The 17,839-nt window shown below is 63.7% G+C and carries 18 protein-coding genes; 17 read left to right on the forward strand and 1 reads right to left on the reverse strand.

Annotated features, from left to right (window positions below):
- Window position 1 precedes the first annotated feature (1 nt).
- From ABIA96_RS13720 to ABIA96_RS13745, 6 genes are all read left to right on the forward strand, one after another.
- Window positions 2–487 (forward strand): GNAT family N-acetyltransferase, encoded by a 486-nt coding sequence (locus tag ABIA96_RS13720; protein WP_354137572.1) that lies wholly within the window; start codon window positions 2–4, stop codon window positions 485–487.
- Window positions 487–996 carry a dihydrofolate reductase gene (locus ABIA96_RS13725; protein WP_354137573.1) on the forward strand — a complete coding sequence of 170 codons (510 nt, stop codon included), beginning with the start codon at window positions 487–489 and terminating at the stop codon, window positions 994–996. The genes ABIA96_RS13720 and ABIA96_RS13725 overlap by 1 nt, the downstream gene beginning before the upstream one ends.
- A 159-nt stretch (window positions 997–1,155) precedes the next feature.
- A complete protein-coding gene (gene hflK / locus ABIA96_RS13730) occupies window positions 1,156–2,292 on the forward strand; it encodes an FtsH protease activity modulator HflK (RefSeq protein WP_354137574.1) in 1,137 nt (378 codons plus the stop codon).
- Window positions 2,289–3,185 (forward strand): protease modulator HflC, encoded by an 897-nt coding sequence (hflC, locus tag ABIA96_RS13735; protein ID WP_354137575.1) that lies wholly within the window; start codon window positions 2,289–2,291, stop codon window positions 3,183–3,185. Before hflK ends, hflC begins: the two co-directional genes overlap by 4 nt.
- Window positions 3,186–3,256: 71 nt before the next feature.
- Window positions 3,257–3,463: a DUF2065 domain-containing protein gene (locus tag ABIA96_RS13740; protein WP_354137576.1), complete on the forward strand. Its 207-nt coding sequence runs from the start codon at window positions 3,257–3,259 to the stop codon at window positions 3,461–3,463.
- A 148-nt stretch (window positions 3,464–3,611) separates the two neighbouring features.
- Window positions 3,612–5,129, forward strand: coding sequence for a Do family serine endopeptidase (locus tag ABIA96_RS13745; protein WP_354137577.1), 1,518 nt, complete (start codon window positions 3,612–3,614; stop codon window positions 5,127–5,129).
- Window positions 5,130–5,264: 135 nt separating this feature from the next.
- On the opposite strand, the gene serB is transcribed toward ABIA96_RS13745, so the two are convergent.
- The gene (gene serB, locus ABIA96_RS13750; RefSeq protein ID WP_354137578.1) at window positions 5,265–6,170 is read right to left on the reverse strand and encodes a phosphoserine phosphatase SerB; all 906 of its coding nucleotides are present in this window, start codon (window positions 6,168–6,170) and stop codon (window positions 5,265–5,267) included.
- A gap of 11 nt (window positions 6,171–6,181) precedes the next feature.
- On the opposite strand from serB, the gene miaA reads away from it, so the two are divergent.
- From miaA to ABIA96_RS13805, 11 genes are all read left to right on the forward strand, one after another.
- Window positions 6,182–7,138, forward strand: coding sequence for a tRNA (adenosine(37)-N6)-dimethylallyltransferase MiaA (miaA, locus tag ABIA96_RS13755; RefSeq protein ID WP_354137579.1), 957 nt, complete (start codon window positions 6,182–6,184; stop codon window positions 7,136–7,138).
- 330 nt (window positions 7,139–7,468) lie between these two features.
- A complete protein-coding gene (locus ABIA96_RS13760; RefSeq protein WP_354137580.1) occupies window positions 7,469–9,244 on the forward strand; it encodes an acetolactate synthase 3 large subunit in 1,776 nt (591 codons plus the stop codon).
- 4 nt (window positions 9,245–9,248) lie between these two features.
- Window positions 9,249–10,220, forward strand: coding sequence for a threonine dehydratase (locus ABIA96_RS13765; protein WP_354137581.1), 972 nt, complete (start codon window positions 9,249–9,251; stop codon window positions 10,218–10,220).
- 23 nt (window positions 10,221–10,243) lie between these two features.
- On the forward strand, window positions 10,244–10,786 hold the full coding sequence (gene ilvN, locus ABIA96_RS13770; RefSeq protein WP_354137582.1) for an acetolactate synthase small subunit: 543 nt from the start codon (window positions 10,244–10,246) through the stop codon (window positions 10,784–10,786).
- A 3-nt stretch (window positions 10,787–10,789) separates the two neighbouring features.
- On the forward strand, window positions 10,790–11,485 hold the full coding sequence (locus ABIA96_RS13775) for a class I SAM-dependent methyltransferase (RefSeq protein WP_354137583.1): 696 nt from the start codon (window positions 10,790–10,792) through the stop codon (window positions 11,483–11,485).
- Window positions 11,486–11,534: 49 nt separating this feature from the next.
- A complete protein-coding gene (locus ABIA96_RS13780; RefSeq protein WP_354137584.1) occupies window positions 11,535–12,410 on the forward strand; it encodes an EamA family transporter in 876 nt (291 codons plus the stop codon).
- A 7-nt stretch (window positions 12,411–12,417) separates the two neighbouring features.
- Window positions 12,418–13,020 carry a LysE family translocator gene (locus ABIA96_RS13785; protein WP_354137585.1) on the forward strand — a complete coding sequence of 201 codons (603 nt, stop codon included), beginning with the start codon at window positions 12,418–12,420 and terminating at the stop codon, window positions 13,018–13,020.
- Window positions 13,021–13,152: 132 nt separating this feature from the next.
- Window positions 13,153–14,172: a ketol-acid reductoisomerase gene (gene ilvC / locus ABIA96_RS13790; protein WP_354137586.1), complete on the forward strand. Its 1,020-nt coding sequence runs from the start codon at window positions 13,153–13,155 to the stop codon at window positions 14,170–14,172.
- A 524-nt stretch (window positions 14,173–14,696) separates the two neighbouring features.
- Window positions 14,697–15,548: an SDR family oxidoreductase gene (locus ABIA96_RS13795; RefSeq protein ID WP_354137587.1), complete on the forward strand. Its 852-nt coding sequence runs from the start codon at window positions 14,697–14,699 to the stop codon at window positions 15,546–15,548.
- Window positions 15,545–15,832 carry a hypothetical protein gene (locus ABIA96_RS13800; protein WP_354137588.1) on the forward strand — a complete coding sequence of 96 codons (288 nt, stop codon included), beginning with the start codon at window positions 15,545–15,547 and terminating at the stop codon, window positions 15,830–15,832. The genes ABIA96_RS13795 and ABIA96_RS13800 overlap by 4 nt, the downstream gene beginning before the upstream one ends.
- Before the next feature lie 294 nt (window positions 15,833–16,126).
- Entirely contained in the window at window positions 16,127–17,839 is a 1,713-nt protein-coding gene (locus ABIA96_RS13805; RefSeq protein WP_354137589.1) for a sulfatase-like hydrolase/transferase, read from the forward strand.

A 17,839-nucleotide genomic window follows, 5' to 3' on the forward strand; every position in this document is an offset into this window, starting at 1 on the left:
GATGTCTCACAACATCCGCCGCGCGCGTCCTGGCGAAGCCGGACTGGTTCTTTCGTTCATCCGCGAACTCGCCGAGTACGAAAAGCTTTCGCACGAGGTCGAAGCGACCGAGGAAATGATTGCGGAGGCGCTCTTTGGCGCCAATCCGCGGCTTTATTGCGCGGTTGCCGAATGGGACGGCGAGCCCATCGGCTTCGCCGTGTGGTTTGCGAATTTCTCGACCTTCAGCGGCCGCTACGGCATCTATCTCGAAGATTTGTATGTGCGGCCGTCGCATCGCGGCAAGGGTCTCGGCAAGGCGCTGCTGGTTTATCTGGCGAAGGAATGCGTCGACAATGGCTGGTCGCGCCTGCAATGGGCGGTGCTCGACTGGAACGCGCCGTCGATAGCGTTTTACAAATCGCTCGGCGCCGTGATGCTGGACGATTGGACGCTGTGTCGCGTCACGGGGCCTGCGCTGACGCGGCTTGCGGGGAGCGCGACCTGATGGAGATCGTCTTCGTCGTTGCGATTGCCGAGAACGGCGTCATCGGCGCGGGCAACACGATCCCATGGCGGTTAAAATCCGACATGGCGCGCTTCAAGGCGCTCACCATCGGCAAGCCCGTGATCATGGGCCGCAAGACCTTCGAATCCTTGCGCCGGCCGCTGCCCAATCGCACCAACATCATCATCACGCGCGATCCGCATTATCGCGCCGCCGGCGCGGTCGTCACGACATCGGCGGCGGACGCCGGCGCGGTTGCGCGCGGCGATGCCCTGCGGCGTTCAGCCGCTGAAATTGCGGTGATCGGCGGTGCCGAAATCTACCGGCAATGGCTCGATCGCGCCGACCGCCTCGAAATCACCGAAGTGCATGCGCGGCCCGACGGCGACACGCATTTCGATATCGACAAGGCACAGTGGGAGGAGACGGAGCGCGTCCGCCATCCCGCCGCCCCCGACGACAGCGCCGACTACTCCTATGTGACATATCGTCGGCGGCGGTCCCATTAACTGCATTCGCCAATGTTAACATTGACTTTTCTACCCCCGAGCTTAGCTCGGAGGACGGCGAGGCTTGCGTTGTAAGGGTCCTTTCGGTCCCCTATAAAGCCGGACCGGACAATGCGGGCCGGGTTAGTTCTAGTCCCGGTCTGCCGAGGAGAACGTCGAATGCCGTGGAAGAATCAGGGCGGTGGCCCGTGGGGCTCGGGTCCGAAGGGACCGTGGGGCTCAGGCCCGCAACCGGTCGGGCCGAGGCCGCCGGATCTGGAGGACCTTCTGCGGCGTGGCCAGGAGCGGCTCCAGCAGATCATGCCGGGAGGCTATTTCTCCGGCATCGGCATCACGCTGATCCTGCTCATCATCATTGCGCTCTGGCTGTTGTCGGGCTTCTTCCGGGTGCAGTCCGAAGAACAGGGCGTCGTGCTGCGCTTCGGCAAGCATGTGCGCACCGTGGACCCCGGCCTGAACTACCATCTGCCTTATCCGATCGAGACCGTGCTGCTGCCGAAGGCGTTGCGCGTGTCCACCATTTCCATCGGCATGACGCTGATCGACGATCCGGCCCGCCGCGCCCGGTCGATCCGGGACGTGCCGGAAGAGAGCCTGATGCTGACCGGCGACGAGAACATCGTCGATGTCGACTTCACCGTGCTGTGGCGCATCAAGCCCAACGGCGTCGGCAATTTCCTGTTTAACATCCAGAACCCCGAGGGCACTGTGAAGGCCGTCGCCGAAAGCGCGATGCGCGAGGTGATCGGCCGCTCCGACATCCAGCCGATCCTGACCGGCGCGCGGACGCAGACCGAGACCACCGTGCAGGATCTGATGCAGAAGACGCTCGACGGTTATGGTGCCGGCATCCAGATCACCCAGGTGCAGATGCAGAAGGTCGACCCGCCGGCGCAGGTGATCGATGCGTTCCGCGACGTGCAGGCGGCGCGTGCCAATCTCGAGCAGCTGTCAAACGAAGCGCAGACCTATTCCAACAAGGTCGTGCCGGAAGCGCGCGGCCGCGCAGCCAAGATCCAGCAGGATGCCGAAGGCTATAGGGAGCAGGCGGTCGCCGAGGCCAAGGGCCAGAGCTCACGCTTCCTGAAGGTGTACGAGGAATACAAGAAGGCGCCCGACGTGACGCGCGAACGGATCTATCTGGAGACGATGGAGCGCGTGCTCGGCGGCTCGGACAAGCTGATCTACGACGGAGGCTCTTCGGGCCAGGGTATCGTGCCCTATCTGCCGCTCAATGAATTGTCGGCCAAGCGGCCCACGACGTCCGGCCAGCAGTCGAGCGGAGGTACGCGATGAGGTCTCCGATTACAGGCATTGTCGCGCTGCTTGCAGCGCTTCTGGTCGCGATTGTCGCCTACATGTCGCTGTTCACGGTGCAGCAGACCGAGCAGACCATCGTGCTGCAATTCGGCGCGCCGGTGGACGTCGTCACCGACCCCGGGCTGCACTTCAAGGCGCCCTGGAACTCCGTGATCAACATCGACAAGCGGATTCTCGACCTCGAGAATCCCTCGCAGGAGGTCATTGCCTCCGACCAGAAGCGGCTCGTGGTGGACGCCTTTGCGCGCTATCGCATCAAGGACGCGCTGCGCTTCTATCAGAGCGTGGGCTCGATCCAGGCAGCGAATCTCCAGCTCACTTCGCTCTTGAACGCGGCACTGCGCCGCGTGCTCGGTGAGGTCAGCTTCATCACCGTGGTGCGTGATGAACGTGAGAAGCTGATGGGGCGCATCCGCGAGCAACTCGATCGCGAGGCCGGCGGTTACGGCATCGAAGTCGTCGACGTCCGCATTCGCCGCGCCGATCTGCCGGAGCAGAACAGCCAGGCGGTGTACGACCGGATGAAGTCCGAGCGCCAACGCGAAGCGGCCGAATTCCGCGCGCAGGGCGGCCAGAAGGCGCAGGAAATTCGTTCGAAAGCCGACCGCGATGTCACGGTGATCATTGCCGAAGCGAACTCCCAGGCAGAGCAGACGCGCGGTGTGGGTGACGCCGAGCGCAACCGTCTCTTTGCCGAAGCCTATGGCAAGGATGCTGACTTCTTCGCCTTCTACCGGTCGATGACGGCCTACGAGAACGGGCTGAAGAAGGACGACACTCGCTTCCTGCTGCGGCCGGACTCGGATTTCTTCCGGTACTTTGGTAACCCGTCCGGCAAGCCGGCGACCGAGACGCCGGCGAAACCGTAAGCTAGACAAGGGCGGCAGATCTGGCCGCCCTTCGTCCAGACAAGAACAGCACCACGGGAGGTTCCAATCCGATGAGGTCCATTGCGTTCGCCGACTTCCTCATCGGCTTAGGCATCCTGTTCGTGCTCGAAGGCTTGATGTTTGCGGCCAGTCCGAACTGGATGCGCAAGGCCATGAAGAGCGCCATTGCCACGCCGGACAATATCCTGCGGGCGGTCGGGATCGGTTCGGCTGTCGCCGGCCTGATCCTGATCTGGGTGATACGACGTCCGATCTAACGGTCGCGCCAACGCCAAAGTGAAGGCGAGCGGCGGGTTTTCGCCGTATTATTATCCCCGGTCCTGAGGTCCGTTAAGCTCCGCGCTTGCGCCGTGCCCCGGTTCGAGCGCAGTCTTGAGGCCGAATCCTTATTCTCTGGAGACCACAATGACCGCTGCCACCATTGTCCCGACCCGCTTGCGCCGACATGCGCGATCTGGGCTGGCCGCGCTCGCCGTCGGCGCTTTCAGCGTGTTCGGCTCGCCGGCGCAGGCGCGCGGACCGGAGGGCATCGCCGACGTCGCCGAGAAGGTGATCGACGCGGTCGTCAACATCTCGACCTCGCAGACTGTCGAAGCCAAGGGCAGCGGCGGCGGCAGCAACACCATGCCGCAACTGCCGCCCGGCTCGCCGTTCGAGGAATTCTTCGACGACTTCTTCAAGAACCGCAAGGGACCCGGCGGTGGTGGCAAAGGTGGCGATAACGGCAGCGGGCCGCCGCGCAAGACCAACTCGCTCGGAAGCGGCTTCATCATCGACACCTCCGGTGTCGTCGTCACCAACAACCACGTCATTGCGGACGCCGACGAGATCAACGTCATCCTCAACGACGGCAGCAAGATCAAGGCCGAGCTGGTCGGCGTCGACAAGAAGACCGATCTTGCCGTCTTGAAGTTCAAGCCGACGAAGCCGCTCGTTTCGGTGAAGTTCGGCGACTCCGACAAGCTGCGTCTGGGTGACTGGGTGGTTGCGATCGGTAACCCCTTCAGCCTCGGCGGCACGGTGACCGCGGGTATCGTCTCGGCCAAGAACCGCGACATCTCCTCGGGCCCCTATGACAGCTACATCCAGACTGACGCCGCCATCAATCGCGGCAATTCGGGCGGCCCGTTGTTCAACCTCGATGGCGACGTGGTCGGCGTCAACACCCTGATCATCTCGCCCTCCGGCGGCTCGATCGGCATCGGCTTTGCCGTGCCGTCGAAGACGGTCGCGGGCGTCGTCGACCAGCTGCGCCAGTTCGGCGAGCTGCGTCGGGGCTGGCTTGGCGTGCGCATCCAGAGCGTCACCGATGAGATCGCCGAGAGCCTCAACATCAAGCCGGCGCGCGGTGCGCTTGTTGCCGGCATCGACGACAAGGGACCGGCCAAACCTGCCGGCATCGAGCCCGGCGACGTCGTCGTCAAGTTCGACGGCAAGGACGTCAAGGACCCGAAGGACCTGTCCCGCGTCGTCGCCGATACGGCGGTCGGCAAGGAAGTCGACGTCGTCATCATCCGCAAGGGCGAGGAGCAGACCAAGAAGGTCACGCTCGGCCGCCTGCAAGATCCTGACAAGGTGCAGGCCGCGGTGAAGACAGACGAGCCGCCGCCGGAGAAGCCGGTGACACAGAAGGCGCTCGGCCTCGATCTCGCCGTGCTCAACAAGGATTTGCGCACGCGCTACAAGATCAAGGACACCGTCAAGGGCGTGGTCGTCACCAATGTCGACGCCAATTCGGATGCTGCCGAGAAGCGGCTCGCCGCCGGCGACGTCATCGTCGAAGTCGCGCAGGAAGCAGTCTCCAGCGGCGCCGACATCCAGAAGCGGATCGACCAGCTCAAGAAGGACGGCAAGAAGTCCGCGCTGCTGCTGGTCTCGAATGGCGACGGCGAACTGCGGTTTGTGGCGCTGAGTGTGCAGTAAGGGACGCACGGTCCCGTAGGGTGGGCTGAGCGGAAGCGTGCCACCATTCTTCTACCGTCGCGGCAAGAACGGTGGGCACGGTGCTGACGCGCCTTTGCCCCACCCTACGGCTGCGGTGCATGTAGCAAGAAGAGGCTACGCCTCCACAAACTCATCCCGCCGATAGCCCTGCGCATACAGCAGCGCGGTGAGATCGCCGTGGTCGATTCGCGCCGCCGCGGCGGCCGCGACCGCCGGCTTCGCGTGATACGCCACGCCGAGCCCCGCCGCCTGGATCATCGCGAGATCATTGGCGCCGTCGCCGACCACGACCGAGTCGATGTCGTCGAGATCGAACGACTCCATCAGATCCACCAGCGTTGCGAGCTTTGCTGCGCGGCCCAAAATCGGCTCCTTCACCTCGCCGGTGAACTTGCCGTCGCGCACGACGAGCTCGTTGGCGCGGTTCTCCTGGAAGCCGATCTTGGCCGCGACTGCGCTCGTGAACAGGGTGAAGCCGCCGGAGACGAGGCAGGTATAGGCGCCGTGGGCGCGCATGGTCGCGACCAATTCGCGGCCGCCCGGGGTCAGCGTAATGCGCTTGGCCAGCACCTCTTCGACGACGCTGGCGGGGAGGTCCTTCAGCAGTGCGACGCGCTCGCGCAGCGCCGGTTCGAACTCGATCTCACCGCGCATCGCGCGTTCGGTGATGCCCGCCACATGAGCCTTCATCCCGACGAGATCGGCGAGCTCGTCGATGCATTCCTGGCCGATCATGGTGGAATCCATGTCGGCGAGAAAAAGCTTCTTGCGCCGGACGCCGGCAGGCTGCACGACGATGTCGATGGGCAGGTCGACGCGAAGCTCGCGCAGCCGCTCTTCGATGGCGTGACGGTCGCCTTCGAGGTTACTGGCGGCGCCAAAGGGAATGTCGACCGCAACCCCGTCGAACAGCCAGTGCGCGGGTGCTGCGTTGGGCAGCACAGCACGGGCACCGTCGACGATGGTCGAGTCGAGGGCGGGATTGGCGGGGTTGCAGATCAGCGTGGCGACGAGGGACATTTGAGGTTTTCGTGAGCGAGAGGCAAGTCAGCAGAACGCATGTTGGCAAGGCTGTGCTTATCGCAGGCCCGACCGCCAGCGGCAAGTCGGCGCTGGCGCTGGAGCTTGCCCTCAGTGCAGGCGGGATCGTCATCAATGCCGATTCGATGCAGGTCTATCGCGACCTCCGCATCATCACGGCACGCCCCACGCAGGATGAGGAGACGCGCGTTCCGCATCGCCTCTATGGGCATGTCGATGCGGCCGTGAACTTTTCGGCCGGCGCCTGGGTGACTGATGCTGCAAAGGTGCTGGAAGAGGCGAAGGCCGAGGGCCGCCTGCCGATTTTCATCGGCGGCACCGGGTTGTATTTCAAGGCGCTGACCGCAGGTCTTTCGGTGGTGCCGCCCATTCCTGCTGAAATACGCGAAAATGTGCGCGCGCGGCTGGAGCGGAACGGCGTCGAGGCGCTGCATGCGGAACTTGCGCTTCGCGACTCGCGCGCGGCAGAGCGACTGAATCTGCGCGACCGCACGCGGATCGCACGCGCGCTTGAAGTGGTCGAGGCGACCGGCCGATCGCTGCTCGACTGGCACCATGAGGGCCAGCCACCGTTGCTGCCGACGGACAGTTTTCGCGCGGTGTTTCTCGCCCCCGAGCGCGCCGAGCTCTATGCCCGGATCGACGCGCGTTTCGATGCCATGCTGGGCGCCGGTGCCCTGACCGAGGTCGAGCAGATCGCCGCCCGTGGCCTCGACCCGCTGCTGCCAGCCATGAAGGCCCACGGCGTCCCGGCCCTGATCCGGCATCTGCGCGGTGAGATTAGCCTGGACGAGGCTGCCATGATCGGCCGCGCCGACACCCGCCACTATGCCAAGCGGCAGTTCACCTGGTTCCGGCATCAATTGCCGGATTTCGAATGGGTGAAGCCCGAGACGGCGAGGGGATGGCTCGCGGCCGCCGTCACTGCTGCGCGGCACCCCGGCTGACGCGCTTTTGTACGAGGATTCCCGATTTTACCTCTCGCCGTATCCTGGGAACACCGCTACACTGCCAAAATCGCACGCGAATGGCCGCATTGCCTTGACATCCGGGCTTTGGCCGCTATGTTTCGCGCAACCTTTGGGAAGTCGAGCGTCCGTCATGCGCAACATTATTACCAAACTCCTTATCGCCGTCGTACCCAGGCACACCGCCGGGGGTGGCTAGCTGCCATCCACATGACAGGCGGTGTGCAGGGTCCCTTCTTCGGGGCCTTTTTTATTTCCCGAACCCGACACGAACGAAGCCGCTGACAACAGCGCATCCGGAGCAAGCCAATGAGCGACAACAGCCACGATCCGAACCAGATGACCGGCGCCGCGATGATCGTCCGCGCGCTCATCGATCACGGCGTGACCGACATTTTCGGCTATCCCGGCGGCGCGGTGCTTCCGATTTATGACGAGATCTTCCAGCAGAGCGAAGTTCAGCACATCCTGGTCCGCCATGAGCAGGGCGCCGGTCACGCCGCGGAAGGCTATGCCCGCTCGACCGGCAGGCCCGGCGTTGCGCTGGTGACCTCCGGGCCCGGCGCCACCAACATGGTGACGCCGCTGACCGATGCGCTGATGGACTCGATCCCGCTGGTCTGCATCTCCGGTCAGGTGCCGACGCATCTGATCGGCAACGACGCGTTCCAGGAATGCGATACCGTTGGCATCACGCGTCCCTGCACCAAACACAATTGGCTGGTGCGTGACGTCAACGATCTCGCCAAGGTCCTGCACGAAGCCTTCTACGTTGCGACCACGGGCCGTCCGGGCCCGGTGCTGGTCGACGTCCCCAAGGACGTCCAGTTCGCAACCGGCACCTATCATCCGCCACGCAAGTCCGACGTGCATCGCTCCTATGCGCCGCGCGTGAAGGGCGATGCGACACAGATCCGCAAGGCCGTGTCGTTGCTCGCCAATGCCAAGCGCCCGGTGATCTATAGCGGTGGCGGCGTCATCAACTCCGGCCCCGAAGCGACCAAGCTGTTGCGCGAGCTAGTCGAGGTCACGGGCTTCCCGATCACCTCGACGCTGATGGGCCTGGGGGCTTATCCGGCATCGGGCAAGAACTGGCTCGGCATGCTCGGCATGCACGGCACCTACGAAGCCAACATGACGATGCATGATTGCGACGTCATGCTGTGCGTCGGCGCGCGCTTCGATGACCGCATCACCGGCCGTGTCGACGCGTTCTCGCCGAACTCGAAGAAGATCCACATCGACATCGATCCGTCCTCGATCAACAAGAACATCCGCGTCGACGTGCCGATCATTGGTGACTGCGGCAACATCCTCGGCGACATCCTCCAGGTGTTCAAGGCGGAGGCGAAGAAGCCCGATGTCAAGGCGTGGTGGCAGCAGATCGCGCAGTGGCGCGCCCGCAACTCGCTCTATTACAAGAAGAGCAACGACGTCATTCTGCCGCAGCACGCTATTCAGAGCCTGTTCGAGGCAACGCGCGGCAAGGACACCTACATCACGACCGAGGTCGGCCAGCACCAGATGTGGGCGGCGCAGTTCTTCGGCTTCGAGGAGCCGCATCGCTGGATGACGTCGGGCGGTCTCGGCACCATGGGCTACGGCCTGCCGGCCGCGGTCGGCGTGCAGGTGGCGCATCCCGACAGCCTCGTCATCGACATCGCGGGCGATGCTTCGGTGCAGATGACGATGCAGGAGATGTCGACGGCGGTTCAGTATGAACTGCCGATCAAGATCTTCATCCTGAACAACCAGTACATGGGCATGGTGCGGCAGTGGCAGCAATTGCTCCACGGCAACCGGCTGTCGCATTCCTACTCCGAGGCGCTGCCGGATTTCGTCAAGCTCGCGGAAGCCTATGGCGGCGTCGGCATCCAGGTGCATAAGCCGTCCGATCTCGACGGTGCCATCCAGGAAATGATCTCGGTCAAGCGCCCGGTGCTGTTCGACTGCCGCGTCGCGGCGCTGGAAAACTGCTTCCCGATGATCCCCTCCGGCAAGGCGCATAACGAGATGCTGTTGCCTGAGCATGCCAACGACGAGGCCACCGCCAAGGCGTTCGCCGGTGGCAAGGCGCTGGTGTGAGGCCATGTTCGATCTGACGGAACTCGAACGCGCACATGCGATCGTGGGACAGGCGGTGCCCGCAACGCCGGCACGCGGCTGGCCGCTGCTCGCTGGACGGCTTGGCACCGAGGTCGTGGTCAAGCATGAGAACCACACGCCGATCGGCGCCTTCAAGGTGCGCGGCGGGCTGGTCTATCTCGACCGGCTGAAGCGCGAGCGGCCGAACACGCCCGGCATCATCTCGGCGACGCGCGGTAATCACGGCCAGAGCCTGGCGTATGCTGCTAGCCGACACGGCGTGCCCGCGGTGATCTACGTGCCGCGCGGCAACTCGGTCGAGAAGAATCGCGCGATGAAGGCCTTTGGCGCCGAGCTCGTCGAGCATGGCGAGGATTTTCAGGCCGCCCGCGAGGAGGCGGGACGCCACGCTCAGTTCGCGGGCCTCCACATGGTGCCATCGTTCCATCCTGATCTGGTCTTGGGTGTCGCGACCTACGCGCTCGAGCTGTTTCGCTCAGCGCCCGATCTCGGCATCCTCTATGTGCCGATCGGGCAGGGTTCCGGAATCTGCGGCTGCATCATGGCGCGCGACCTTCTGGGTCTGAAGACCGAGATCGTCGGCGTGCAGTCGACGGAAGCGCCGTCCTACGCGCTGTCGTTCGCGGCAGGCCAAGTCGTGACGACCGAGACCGCCAACACACTCGCTGACGGCATGGCGACGCGCATTCCCGACGCGGAAGCGTTCGCGCTGATCCACAGCGGCGCCTCGCGCATTGTCCAGGTCACCGACGACGAGGTCGCTGCGGCGATCCGCGCCTACTGGACCGACACGCACAATCTCGCCGAAGGCGCTGGCGCGGCCGCGCTCGCCGCGGCGCTGCAAGAAAAGAACAAGCTGAAGGGCAAGCGCGTCGGTCTCGTGCTGTCAGGCGGCAATATCGATTTCGATCTGTTCCGCCGTTGGGTCGGGACAGACGCGCCAGCGATGGCGTGAGGAAGGGACAAGAGGGGACGACAATGAACCAGCCCGCATCCGCCTACTTCATCGAGGAGCGTCACGATCCCAACGAGACGCACACGCTTGCGGTGCTCGTGCAGAACGAGCCGGGCGTGCTCGCGCGCGTCATTGGCCTGTTCTCGGGCCGTGGCTACAACATCGAAAGCCTCACGGTCTCGGAGACCGAGAGCCAGAAGCACCTCTCGCGCATCACCATCGTCACCACGGGGACCCCGATGGTGATCGAGCAGATCAAGCATCAGCTCGACCGCATGGTTCCGGTCTACCAGGTCGTCGACATGACCCAGACTCGCCGCTCGATCGAGCGCGAACTGGCGATGGTGAAGGTACGCGGACAGGGCGAGCATCGCGTCGAGGCGCTGCGGCTGGCGGATGCGTTCCGCGCACGCGTGATCGACGCCACCACCGAGAGCTTCGTGTTCGAGATCACAGGCAATACCGACAAGATCAACCAGTTTATCGACCTGATGCGTCCGCTCGGCCTAGTCGAGGTGTCGCGCACCGGCGTTGCCGCGATCGGTCGCGGGCCTGAAGGGATGTGAACCATGCTGGCGCGCGACTGGTACTATAACGAGCGGAACCGGATGGGCATCGAGCCCGCGGTGGCGTCGATCTACGACGCCCACGACGATGCCGATCTGCGGGCGCGCGCCGCACTGAAAATGCTGGGAGTCCAGCGTGGCTGGCGCATCGCCGATATCGGCTGCGGCAACGGCGTGCTGGCGACCGAAGCAGCCCTTATGGGTGCCGAGGTCGACGCCATAGACATCTCGCCGGCCATGCTGGCGCTTGCCGAGATCTACGCCCGCGACCGCAAAGCGCCCGTGCGCACCCAATCGGCCGGCCTGCTCAGCTTCGCTTACCGGCCAGAGTCCTACGATCTGATCGTCAGCGAGTTTACACTGCATCATCTGCCGGATTTCTGGAAGGCCGTGGCAATGTCGCGGATCTTTCGTGCGCTCAAGCCCGGCGCGAGCTTTTACTTGCGCGACATCGTCTACGCCTCGATGCCGGACGCAATCGAGCGCGACGTCGAGCAATGGGCCGACTTCGAGATCAAGAACCACGATTTCTCGCGCGAGACCGTGGTGACGCATATGCGCGACGAATATACCACCTTCGGCTGGGTCATGGAGCGGATGTTGATCGATGTCGGCTTCACGCTGGCTTCGGCCGACTATCACGCGCCGATGCACGGCACTTATCTTTTGCGCAAACCGAAAGCCGGCGAGCAGGGCTAGAGCGGAACAACAAGCAGGGCTGCACGACAGCGCAGAACCGGAAACAACAATGAAGCCGGCCGACATCCTCATCGCGCTTTTGGTCGCGATCATCTGGGGGCTTGCCTTCGTGGCGAGCCGGATTGCGCTCGACGAGTTTTCGCCGGAGCTGATGACGGCGATGCGCTTCACCATCGCCGCGGTGCCGTGCCTGTTCATTCCCAAGCCGAAGGTCGCTTGGTCGCTGCTGATCGCGATCAGCTTTACGCTGTTCCTCGGCCAGTTTCTGTCGCAGGCTTACGGCATCGCCCATGGCGTACCGGTGGGCCTGACCTCCGTCGTCGTGCAGAGCCAGGCGCTGTTCACGATCGGCTTCGCGGCGATCGCCTTCGGCGAACGTCCGACGCCGGTACAGACGCTGGGCGTCGTTATCGCGGCCATCGGGCTGCTGATGATCTGCGGCACTGTCGGCTACGATTTCAGCGTCGCTGCCTTCGCTGTGCTGATGATCGCGCCGGTCAGTTTTGCGATCGGCAACATCTTGCTACGCGGGGCGCGGGGCGTGCCGATGTTCGATTTGTTCGCCTGGCTCTGCCTTGCGACCGCGGTGCCGCTATTGGCGCTGACCCTGGTCGTGAACGGGCCGGAGCCGACAGTGCACGCGCTGATCCATATGTCGCTGACCGGCCTGATCTGCCTGCTGGTGATCGGCGCTATCTCCACCAGCATTGCCTATTGGCTGTGGGGGCGGTTGCTGCGTGATTATCCCGCTGCGCAAGTGGTGCCGTTCGCGCTGCTGGTGCCGTTCGTCGGCTCGGCCGCGTCCAGCATCGTGTTCGGCGAGCGGTTCGGGCCGCTGCGCCTCGCCGGCATGCTGACCGTCGTTGGCGGCATCGCGGTGATGGTGCTGGTCAGGCGGCCGCGGCCGCTTGCGAAGACCGCGTGAGGTGAATATGGCGCACTCGCTCTTCTACGCCTTCCTCGCCTTCATGGTGGTGATGTACTTCACCCCCGGGCCGAACAACATCATGCTGTTGGCCTCAGGCCTGACCTACGGCTTCCGCCGCACCATTCCGCACATCGTCGGCATCGTCCTCGGCTTTGCCTTCATGGTCGCCACCGTCGGCCTCGGGCTCGGCACCGTCTTCCTGGCCTATCCGATCCTCCAGACCATCCTGAAATATGCCGGCGCTGCTTACCTGATTTACCTCGCTGCCGTGATCGCGATGTCCGGACCGACCACGCCAGGCAGCGAGGACGGTCGCGGCCCGATGACCTTCTGGGGCGCCGCCATGTTCCAGTGGATCAATGCCAAGGGCTGGGTGATCGTGATCGGGACCATCACCGCCTATGCGGCAATCGCCCAATTCCCGATCAACATCGCCATCCAGACCCTGATCAGCCTGCTGGTGGGCACGGTTTCGACCGTAGTCTGGGCTTTCTTCGGCACTGCACTACGACCGGTGCTGACCTCGGAGCGGCTCGTCCGCGCCTTCAATATCCTGATGGCGCTCCTGCTGCTCGCCTCCCTCTACCCCGTTTTCATGGATGCATGATGTCGCGGATTTCCATGCAGAAACGGGTTTCCTTAAGGGGCCAAAATGCTCTAGACAGCCCTCGAAATCCGCAAATTTCACCCTTCGCACACTGACTATCGGCCGCTTCTGGCCCTGAACGAGGAAACGACTATGCGTGTTTATTACGATCGCGACGCCGACCTGAACCTGATCAAGGGGAAGAAGGTCGCCATCGTCGGCTATGGTAGCCAGGGTCACGCCCATGCGCTCAACCTGAAGGACTCCGGCGTCAAGGAGGTGGCGATTGCGCTGCGCAAGGACTCGGGCTCGGTCAAGAAAGCGGAAGCCGCCGGCTTCAAGGTGATGGACGTCGCCGACGCCGCCAAATGGGCCGACCTCGTCATGATGCTGACCCCGGACGAGCTCCAGGGCGACATCTATCGCGAGCACCTGCACGACAACATGAAGAAGGGCGCCGCCCTCGTGTTCGCGCACGGCCTCAACGTCCACTTCAACCTGCTCGACCCGCGCGCCGACCTCGACGTGCTGATGATCGCGCCGAAGGGCCCCGGCCACACCGTGCGCTCTGAGTATCAGCGCGGCGGCGGCGTGCCTTGCCTGATCGCGATCGCCAAGGACGTCTCGGGTAACGCCCATGACCTCGGCCTGTCCTACGCCTCTGCCGTTGGCGGCGGCCGCGCGGGCATCATCGAGACCACCTTCAAGGAAGAGTGCGAGACCGACCTGTTCGGCGAGCAGGTCGTGCTCTGCGGCGGCCTGGTCGAGCTGATTAAGGGTGGCTACGAGACCCTGGTCGAAGCCGGCTACGCGCCGGAGATGGCCTATTTCGAGTGCCTGCACGAAGTGAAGCTGATCGTCGACCTGATCTATGAAGGCGGCATCGCCAACATGAACTATTCGATTTCCAACACCGCCGAGTTCGGCGAGTACGTCACCGGCCCACGCATCGTCACCGCCGAGACCAAGGCCGAGATGAAGCGCGTTCTCGCCGACATCCAGGGCGGCAAGTTCGCCCGCGACTGGATGCTCGAGAACAAGGTCAACCAGACCTCGTTCAAGGCGACCCGCGCCAAGCTCGCCCAGCACCCGATCGAGGAAGTCGGCGCGAAGCTGCGCGACATGATGCCCTGGATCAAGAAGGGCGCGCTGGTCGACAAGTCGAAGAACTAAGTCGCAAGTCCCTGGACGTGGCGCGTCGTTGATCCGCTACGTTTGGGACGCGAGAGCGAAAACAAAAAGCTTCGCTCGCCAAACCAAATCTTAAAACCTTCGCGACTATATCTGGGCGAGATCGCAAACAGCGGTCTCGCTCTTTTCATCTCGCGCGAAGCATTGCTGCTTCATTCAAATTCTTCGCGAGCTGAAGTGCTCTCAGAGCAGCAAGAACTGACGCTTAAACCATATTCTTGGGCCCGCGTCGTTTCTCCAAACCTTTTCAGAGTTTGCGATCGCCAAAAACGCTGCGTCATCAAAGTCTAGGATTCTGCTCTTCATCCGCACTCTCAGGACGCAATCAATCGCATTTTGTGACGTTCGCGCGCCACTTCATCTTAAGAACCGACACCTGCTGCATCTGCTTGCGGCGCGACGCGGCCTCAAAAAAGGCCGTCGGTGCGCGGCTTGAGAACCTCATGGCATTGCGCTGGCGCGGCCTCCCCCTACATTGATCGCGGGGTACAAAGGGGGGAAGGACCATGCGATCTGTCGTCATCACCGGCGCGTCCACCGGCATTGGCTGGGCCATTGCGAAATATCTGATCGGACGCGGCTATCGCGTCTTCGGCAGCGTCCGCAAGCAGGCCGATGCCGATCGGCTGGCGGGTGAGTTCGGCGCGAACTTCACGCCGCTGCTGTTCGACGTCACCGACGAGGCCGCCGTGCTGGCGGCCGCGCGGCAGGTGCGCGAGGCACTGGGCGGCGAGACGCTGGCGGGTCTCGTCAACAATGCCGGCGTTGCCGTCGCTGGCCCCGTGCTCGAATTGTCGGCGGATGATTTCCGCCGCCAGATGGACATCAACGTCATCGGCCCTGTGATCGCGACGCAGGCGTTCGGGCCGCTGCTCGGCGCCGACCCGTCGCTAAAGGGGCCGAAGGGGCGGATCGTGATGATCAGCTCGGTCGCGGGCAAGAACGGCAATCCGCTGTCGGCACCCTATTGCACCTCCAAGCACGCGATCGAGGGCCTGTCGGAGAGCCTGCGCCGCGAGCTGATGCTGTTCGGCATCGACGTCATCATCGTTGCGCCCGGTGCGGTCAAGACGCCGATCTGGAGCAAGGCCGAGCAGTTCGACATGTCGGTCTACCAGAACTCGCCCTATCTCCCGGCGCTCAATAAGGTCATGGCGTTCATGATGAAGCTCGGTGAGACCGGGCTGCCGGCCGAGCGGATCGCCGAGGTTGTGTTCGAGGCGCTCACGGCCGCAAAGCCTCGGGTTCGCTACCAGATAGCGCCCGATCGGATGCGACACTTCATTACGGCCACGCTGCCCAAGCGAGCCGTCGACCGCATCATCGCCAAGCGGCTCGGGCTGCTGCCGCAGGGTTGAGCAATATTCAGCCCACCTCGGCGGTCAGTCGGCGGGGGTGGGCGGCCATCGCGATCATTCGCATCGCCATCACCGCGAACAGCGGAAAGAGGAACGCCGCGTATCCGCGTGCCCGTCGCCAGACACCCAAAGCCCGGCCCTATCACCACGGCGACCTCCGCCGTGTGCTGATTGATGCTGCGCTGCAACTGGCCGCCGAAGGCGCCGAGGTCTCGGTGCGCGAAGCCGCCCGCCGGGCCGCGGTGTCGCCGGCCGTGCCATGGTCTACGGTTTCGCCCGGATGAATCTCGATGGCCATTTTCCGCGCTGGGGCGTGGAGGAGGACGAGATCGAGCAGATGGCGGCGGGGGTGATCGATCTGTTCATCGCGGGAATCGCGAAGGCTTAGCATCGCCCAGGTGCGGCCCTTCGTCATCCGCTAAGATTAAGCGAAGGTCGGATGGCGGATCGCGTTGCCTGCCAGTGACCATTACATTACAGTTTTATGACACGGTGCAGGCTTTCCGGCTGCGCCGAACGCCGCAGGCCCGCCAGACGGCTTGGCATCACCGCGCCGGACCAGAAGTTGCGTGTCGTCGATGGCGTCCGCGCCCAATCCAGGTCCTTCCGCCACCACCGCCGCCCTGGCGAGCGTCGCCGCGCTCGGCATCTGGCGGCTGCTCGCGGTTGCCACGCCGCATTTCGCAGCGCTTGCCCTGATGTACGAGACCGAGACCGATTTCGGCTCGCGCCTCTCCTTCTTGCTCGCCTGGGGCATCCTCAACTTCTTCTGGATCACGCTGCTGCGCCGGCCGGCACTGTCGGGCGCGCTGTCGCTGACCATGGTCGTGGTGCTGGTGTTGCTGTCGCGGCTCAAGCACGACGTCGTGCAGATGACGGTGAACTTCATCGACCTGATGATGATCGACCGCGACACGGTCGCGTTTCTGTTTACGATCTTCCCGAATTTGCGCTGGTCGGTGATTGGCGCCGGTTTCGTCACACTGCCGCTGATGTATGCGCTGTGGTGGCTCGATCCATTTCGCATCCGCCGCCTGCCGGCGCTTGCCGCCATGCTGGCCTGTCTCGCCGGGCTGGTTGGCTATTCCGTCTATTATCCGGATGAAGCCTGGCGCGGCTATTACGATGACGGCTATCTCTCAAAGTTCTTCCGCTCCGGCGTCACCGCAGTATCCGACTTTGTCCAGTACGGCATTATGGAATCAGCCGCCTCGACCAATGAGCGGCTCAACATTCCGCTGGTCGACGCCTGCCATCCCGCTGGCCGGCGGCCGAACATCATCATGATCCATGATGAATCGAGCTTCGACATCCGCGCCGCGCAGGGCATCAAGGTGCCGCCAGGCTACGGCGCCCATTTCAAGTCCTGGGACGGCAAGGAGCGCACATTCCTGGCCGAGAGCAATGGCGGGCCGAGCTGGTTCACCGAATACAACGTGCTGGCCGGCCTCTCTTCGCGCTCGTTCGGGCGCTTCGCATATTTCGTGACGCGCATTGCGTCGGGGCGCGTCGAGCGAGGCCTGCCGCTGGCGCTGCGCCGCTGCGGCTACGACACGATGTCGCTCTATCCCGCCTATGGCGGCTTCATGGGCGCGCGCAGTTTTCAGGTGACGACCGGCATCGAGCGCTTCCTTGACTCCAGGGATCTCGGCGCCAAGGACGTCGAACCCGACAGCTTCTTCTACGACAAGGCGCTGCGGCTGATGGGCGAGCGCACGCCGAACAAGCCGCTGTTCACCTTCATCTATCTCGGCGCCAATCATTTTCCCTGGGAGACGCGCTTCCGTCCCGAGCTGATGCCGAACTGGCGGGCACCAGGCAACGCGCCGTCCATCGACGAATATCTGCGCCGGCAGGCGATGAGTGCCGAGCAATACAACGCCTTCCTCGCAGGCTTGAAGAAGAATTTTCCGGGTGAGCCCTTTCTGATCGTGCGCTATGGCGATCATCAACCTGAGTTCGCGCCCAATCTGCTCGAGCCCGGGCTCGACGAGGGCGCGATCGGCAAGAAGCTCGACGCTTACGATCCGCGTCTCTATGCGACCTATTACGCGATCGAGGCCGTCAATTTCGAGCCGGTGAAGAGTAACACGGTGATGGACACGGTTGACGGTCCCTATCTGCCGCTGGTGATCCAGGAGGCCGCGGGCATTCCGCTCGATCCGTCTTTCGCGGAGCAGAAGGAGATCATGCTCCGCTGCAAGGGCATCTTTTACGGCTGCAAGGACGGCGCCGAGGCGCGGCGCCTCAACCGGCTGCTGATCGATGCCGGCATGATACACGGGCTCTAG

Origin of the sequence: Bradyrhizobium sp. LB11.1 (genome assembly GCF_040549385.1) — a bacterium.
Taxonomy (GTDB): domain Bacteria; phylum Pseudomonadota; class Alphaproteobacteria; order Rhizobiales; family Xanthobacteraceae; genus Bradyrhizobium.

Coding starts and splice junctions, on each gene's coding strand:
- ABIA96_RS13760 (WP_354137580.1), top strand. CDS start 7,469: ATGAGCGACAACAGCCACGATCCGAACCAGATGACCGGCGCCGCGATG.
- ABIA96_RS13725 (WP_354137573.1), top strand. CDS start 487: ATGGAGATCGTCTTCGTCGTTGCGATTGCCGAGAACGGCGTCATCGGC.
- ABIA96_RS13805 (WP_354137589.1), top strand. CDS start 16,127: ATGGCGTCCGCGCCCAATCCAGGTCCTTCCGCCACCACCGCCGCCCTG.
- ABIA96_RS13740 (WP_354137576.1), top strand. CDS start 3,257: ATGAGGTCCATTGCGTTCGCCGACTTCCTCATCGGCTTAGGCATCCTG.
- ABIA96_RS13795 (WP_354137587.1), top strand. CDS start 14,697: ATGCGATCTGTCGTCATCACCGGCGCGTCCACCGGCATTGGCTGGGCC.
- serB (WP_354137578.1), bottom strand. CDS start 6,170: ATGTCCCTCGTCGCCACGCTGATCTGCAACCCCGCCAATCCCGCCCTC.
- ABIA96_RS13785 (WP_354137585.1), top strand. CDS start 12,418: ATGGCGCACTCGCTCTTCTACGCCTTCCTCGCCTTCATGGTGGTGATG.
- ABIA96_RS13720 (WP_354137572.1), top strand. CDS start 2: ATGTCTCACAACATCCGCCGCGCGCGTCCTGGCGAAGCCGGACTGGTT.
- ABIA96_RS13745 (WP_354137577.1), top strand. CDS start 3,612: ATGACCGCTGCCACCATTGTCCCGACCCGCTTGCGCCGACATGCGCGA.
- ABIA96_RS13765 (WP_354137581.1), top strand. CDS start 9,249: ATGTTCGATCTGACGGAACTCGAACGCGCACATGCGATCGTGGGACAG.
- ABIA96_RS13780 (WP_354137584.1), top strand. CDS start 11,535: ATGAAGCCGGCCGACATCCTCATCGCGCTTTTGGTCGCGATCATCTGG.
- ilvN (WP_354137582.1), top strand. CDS start 10,244: ATGAACCAGCCCGCATCCGCCTACTTCATCGAGGAGCGTCACGATCCC.
- ABIA96_RS13775 (WP_354137583.1), top strand. CDS start 10,790: ATGCTGGCGCGCGACTGGTACTATAACGAGCGGAACCGGATGGGCATC.
- hflC (WP_354137575.1), top strand. CDS start 2,289: ATGAGGTCTCCGATTACAGGCATTGTCGCGCTGCTTGCAGCGCTTCTG.
- ilvC (WP_354137586.1), top strand. CDS start 13,153: ATGCGTGTTTATTACGATCGCGACGCCGACCTGAACCTGATCAAGGGG.
- hflK (WP_354137574.1), top strand. CDS start 1,156: ATGCCGTGGAAGAATCAGGGCGGTGGCCCGTGGGGCTCGGGTCCGAAG.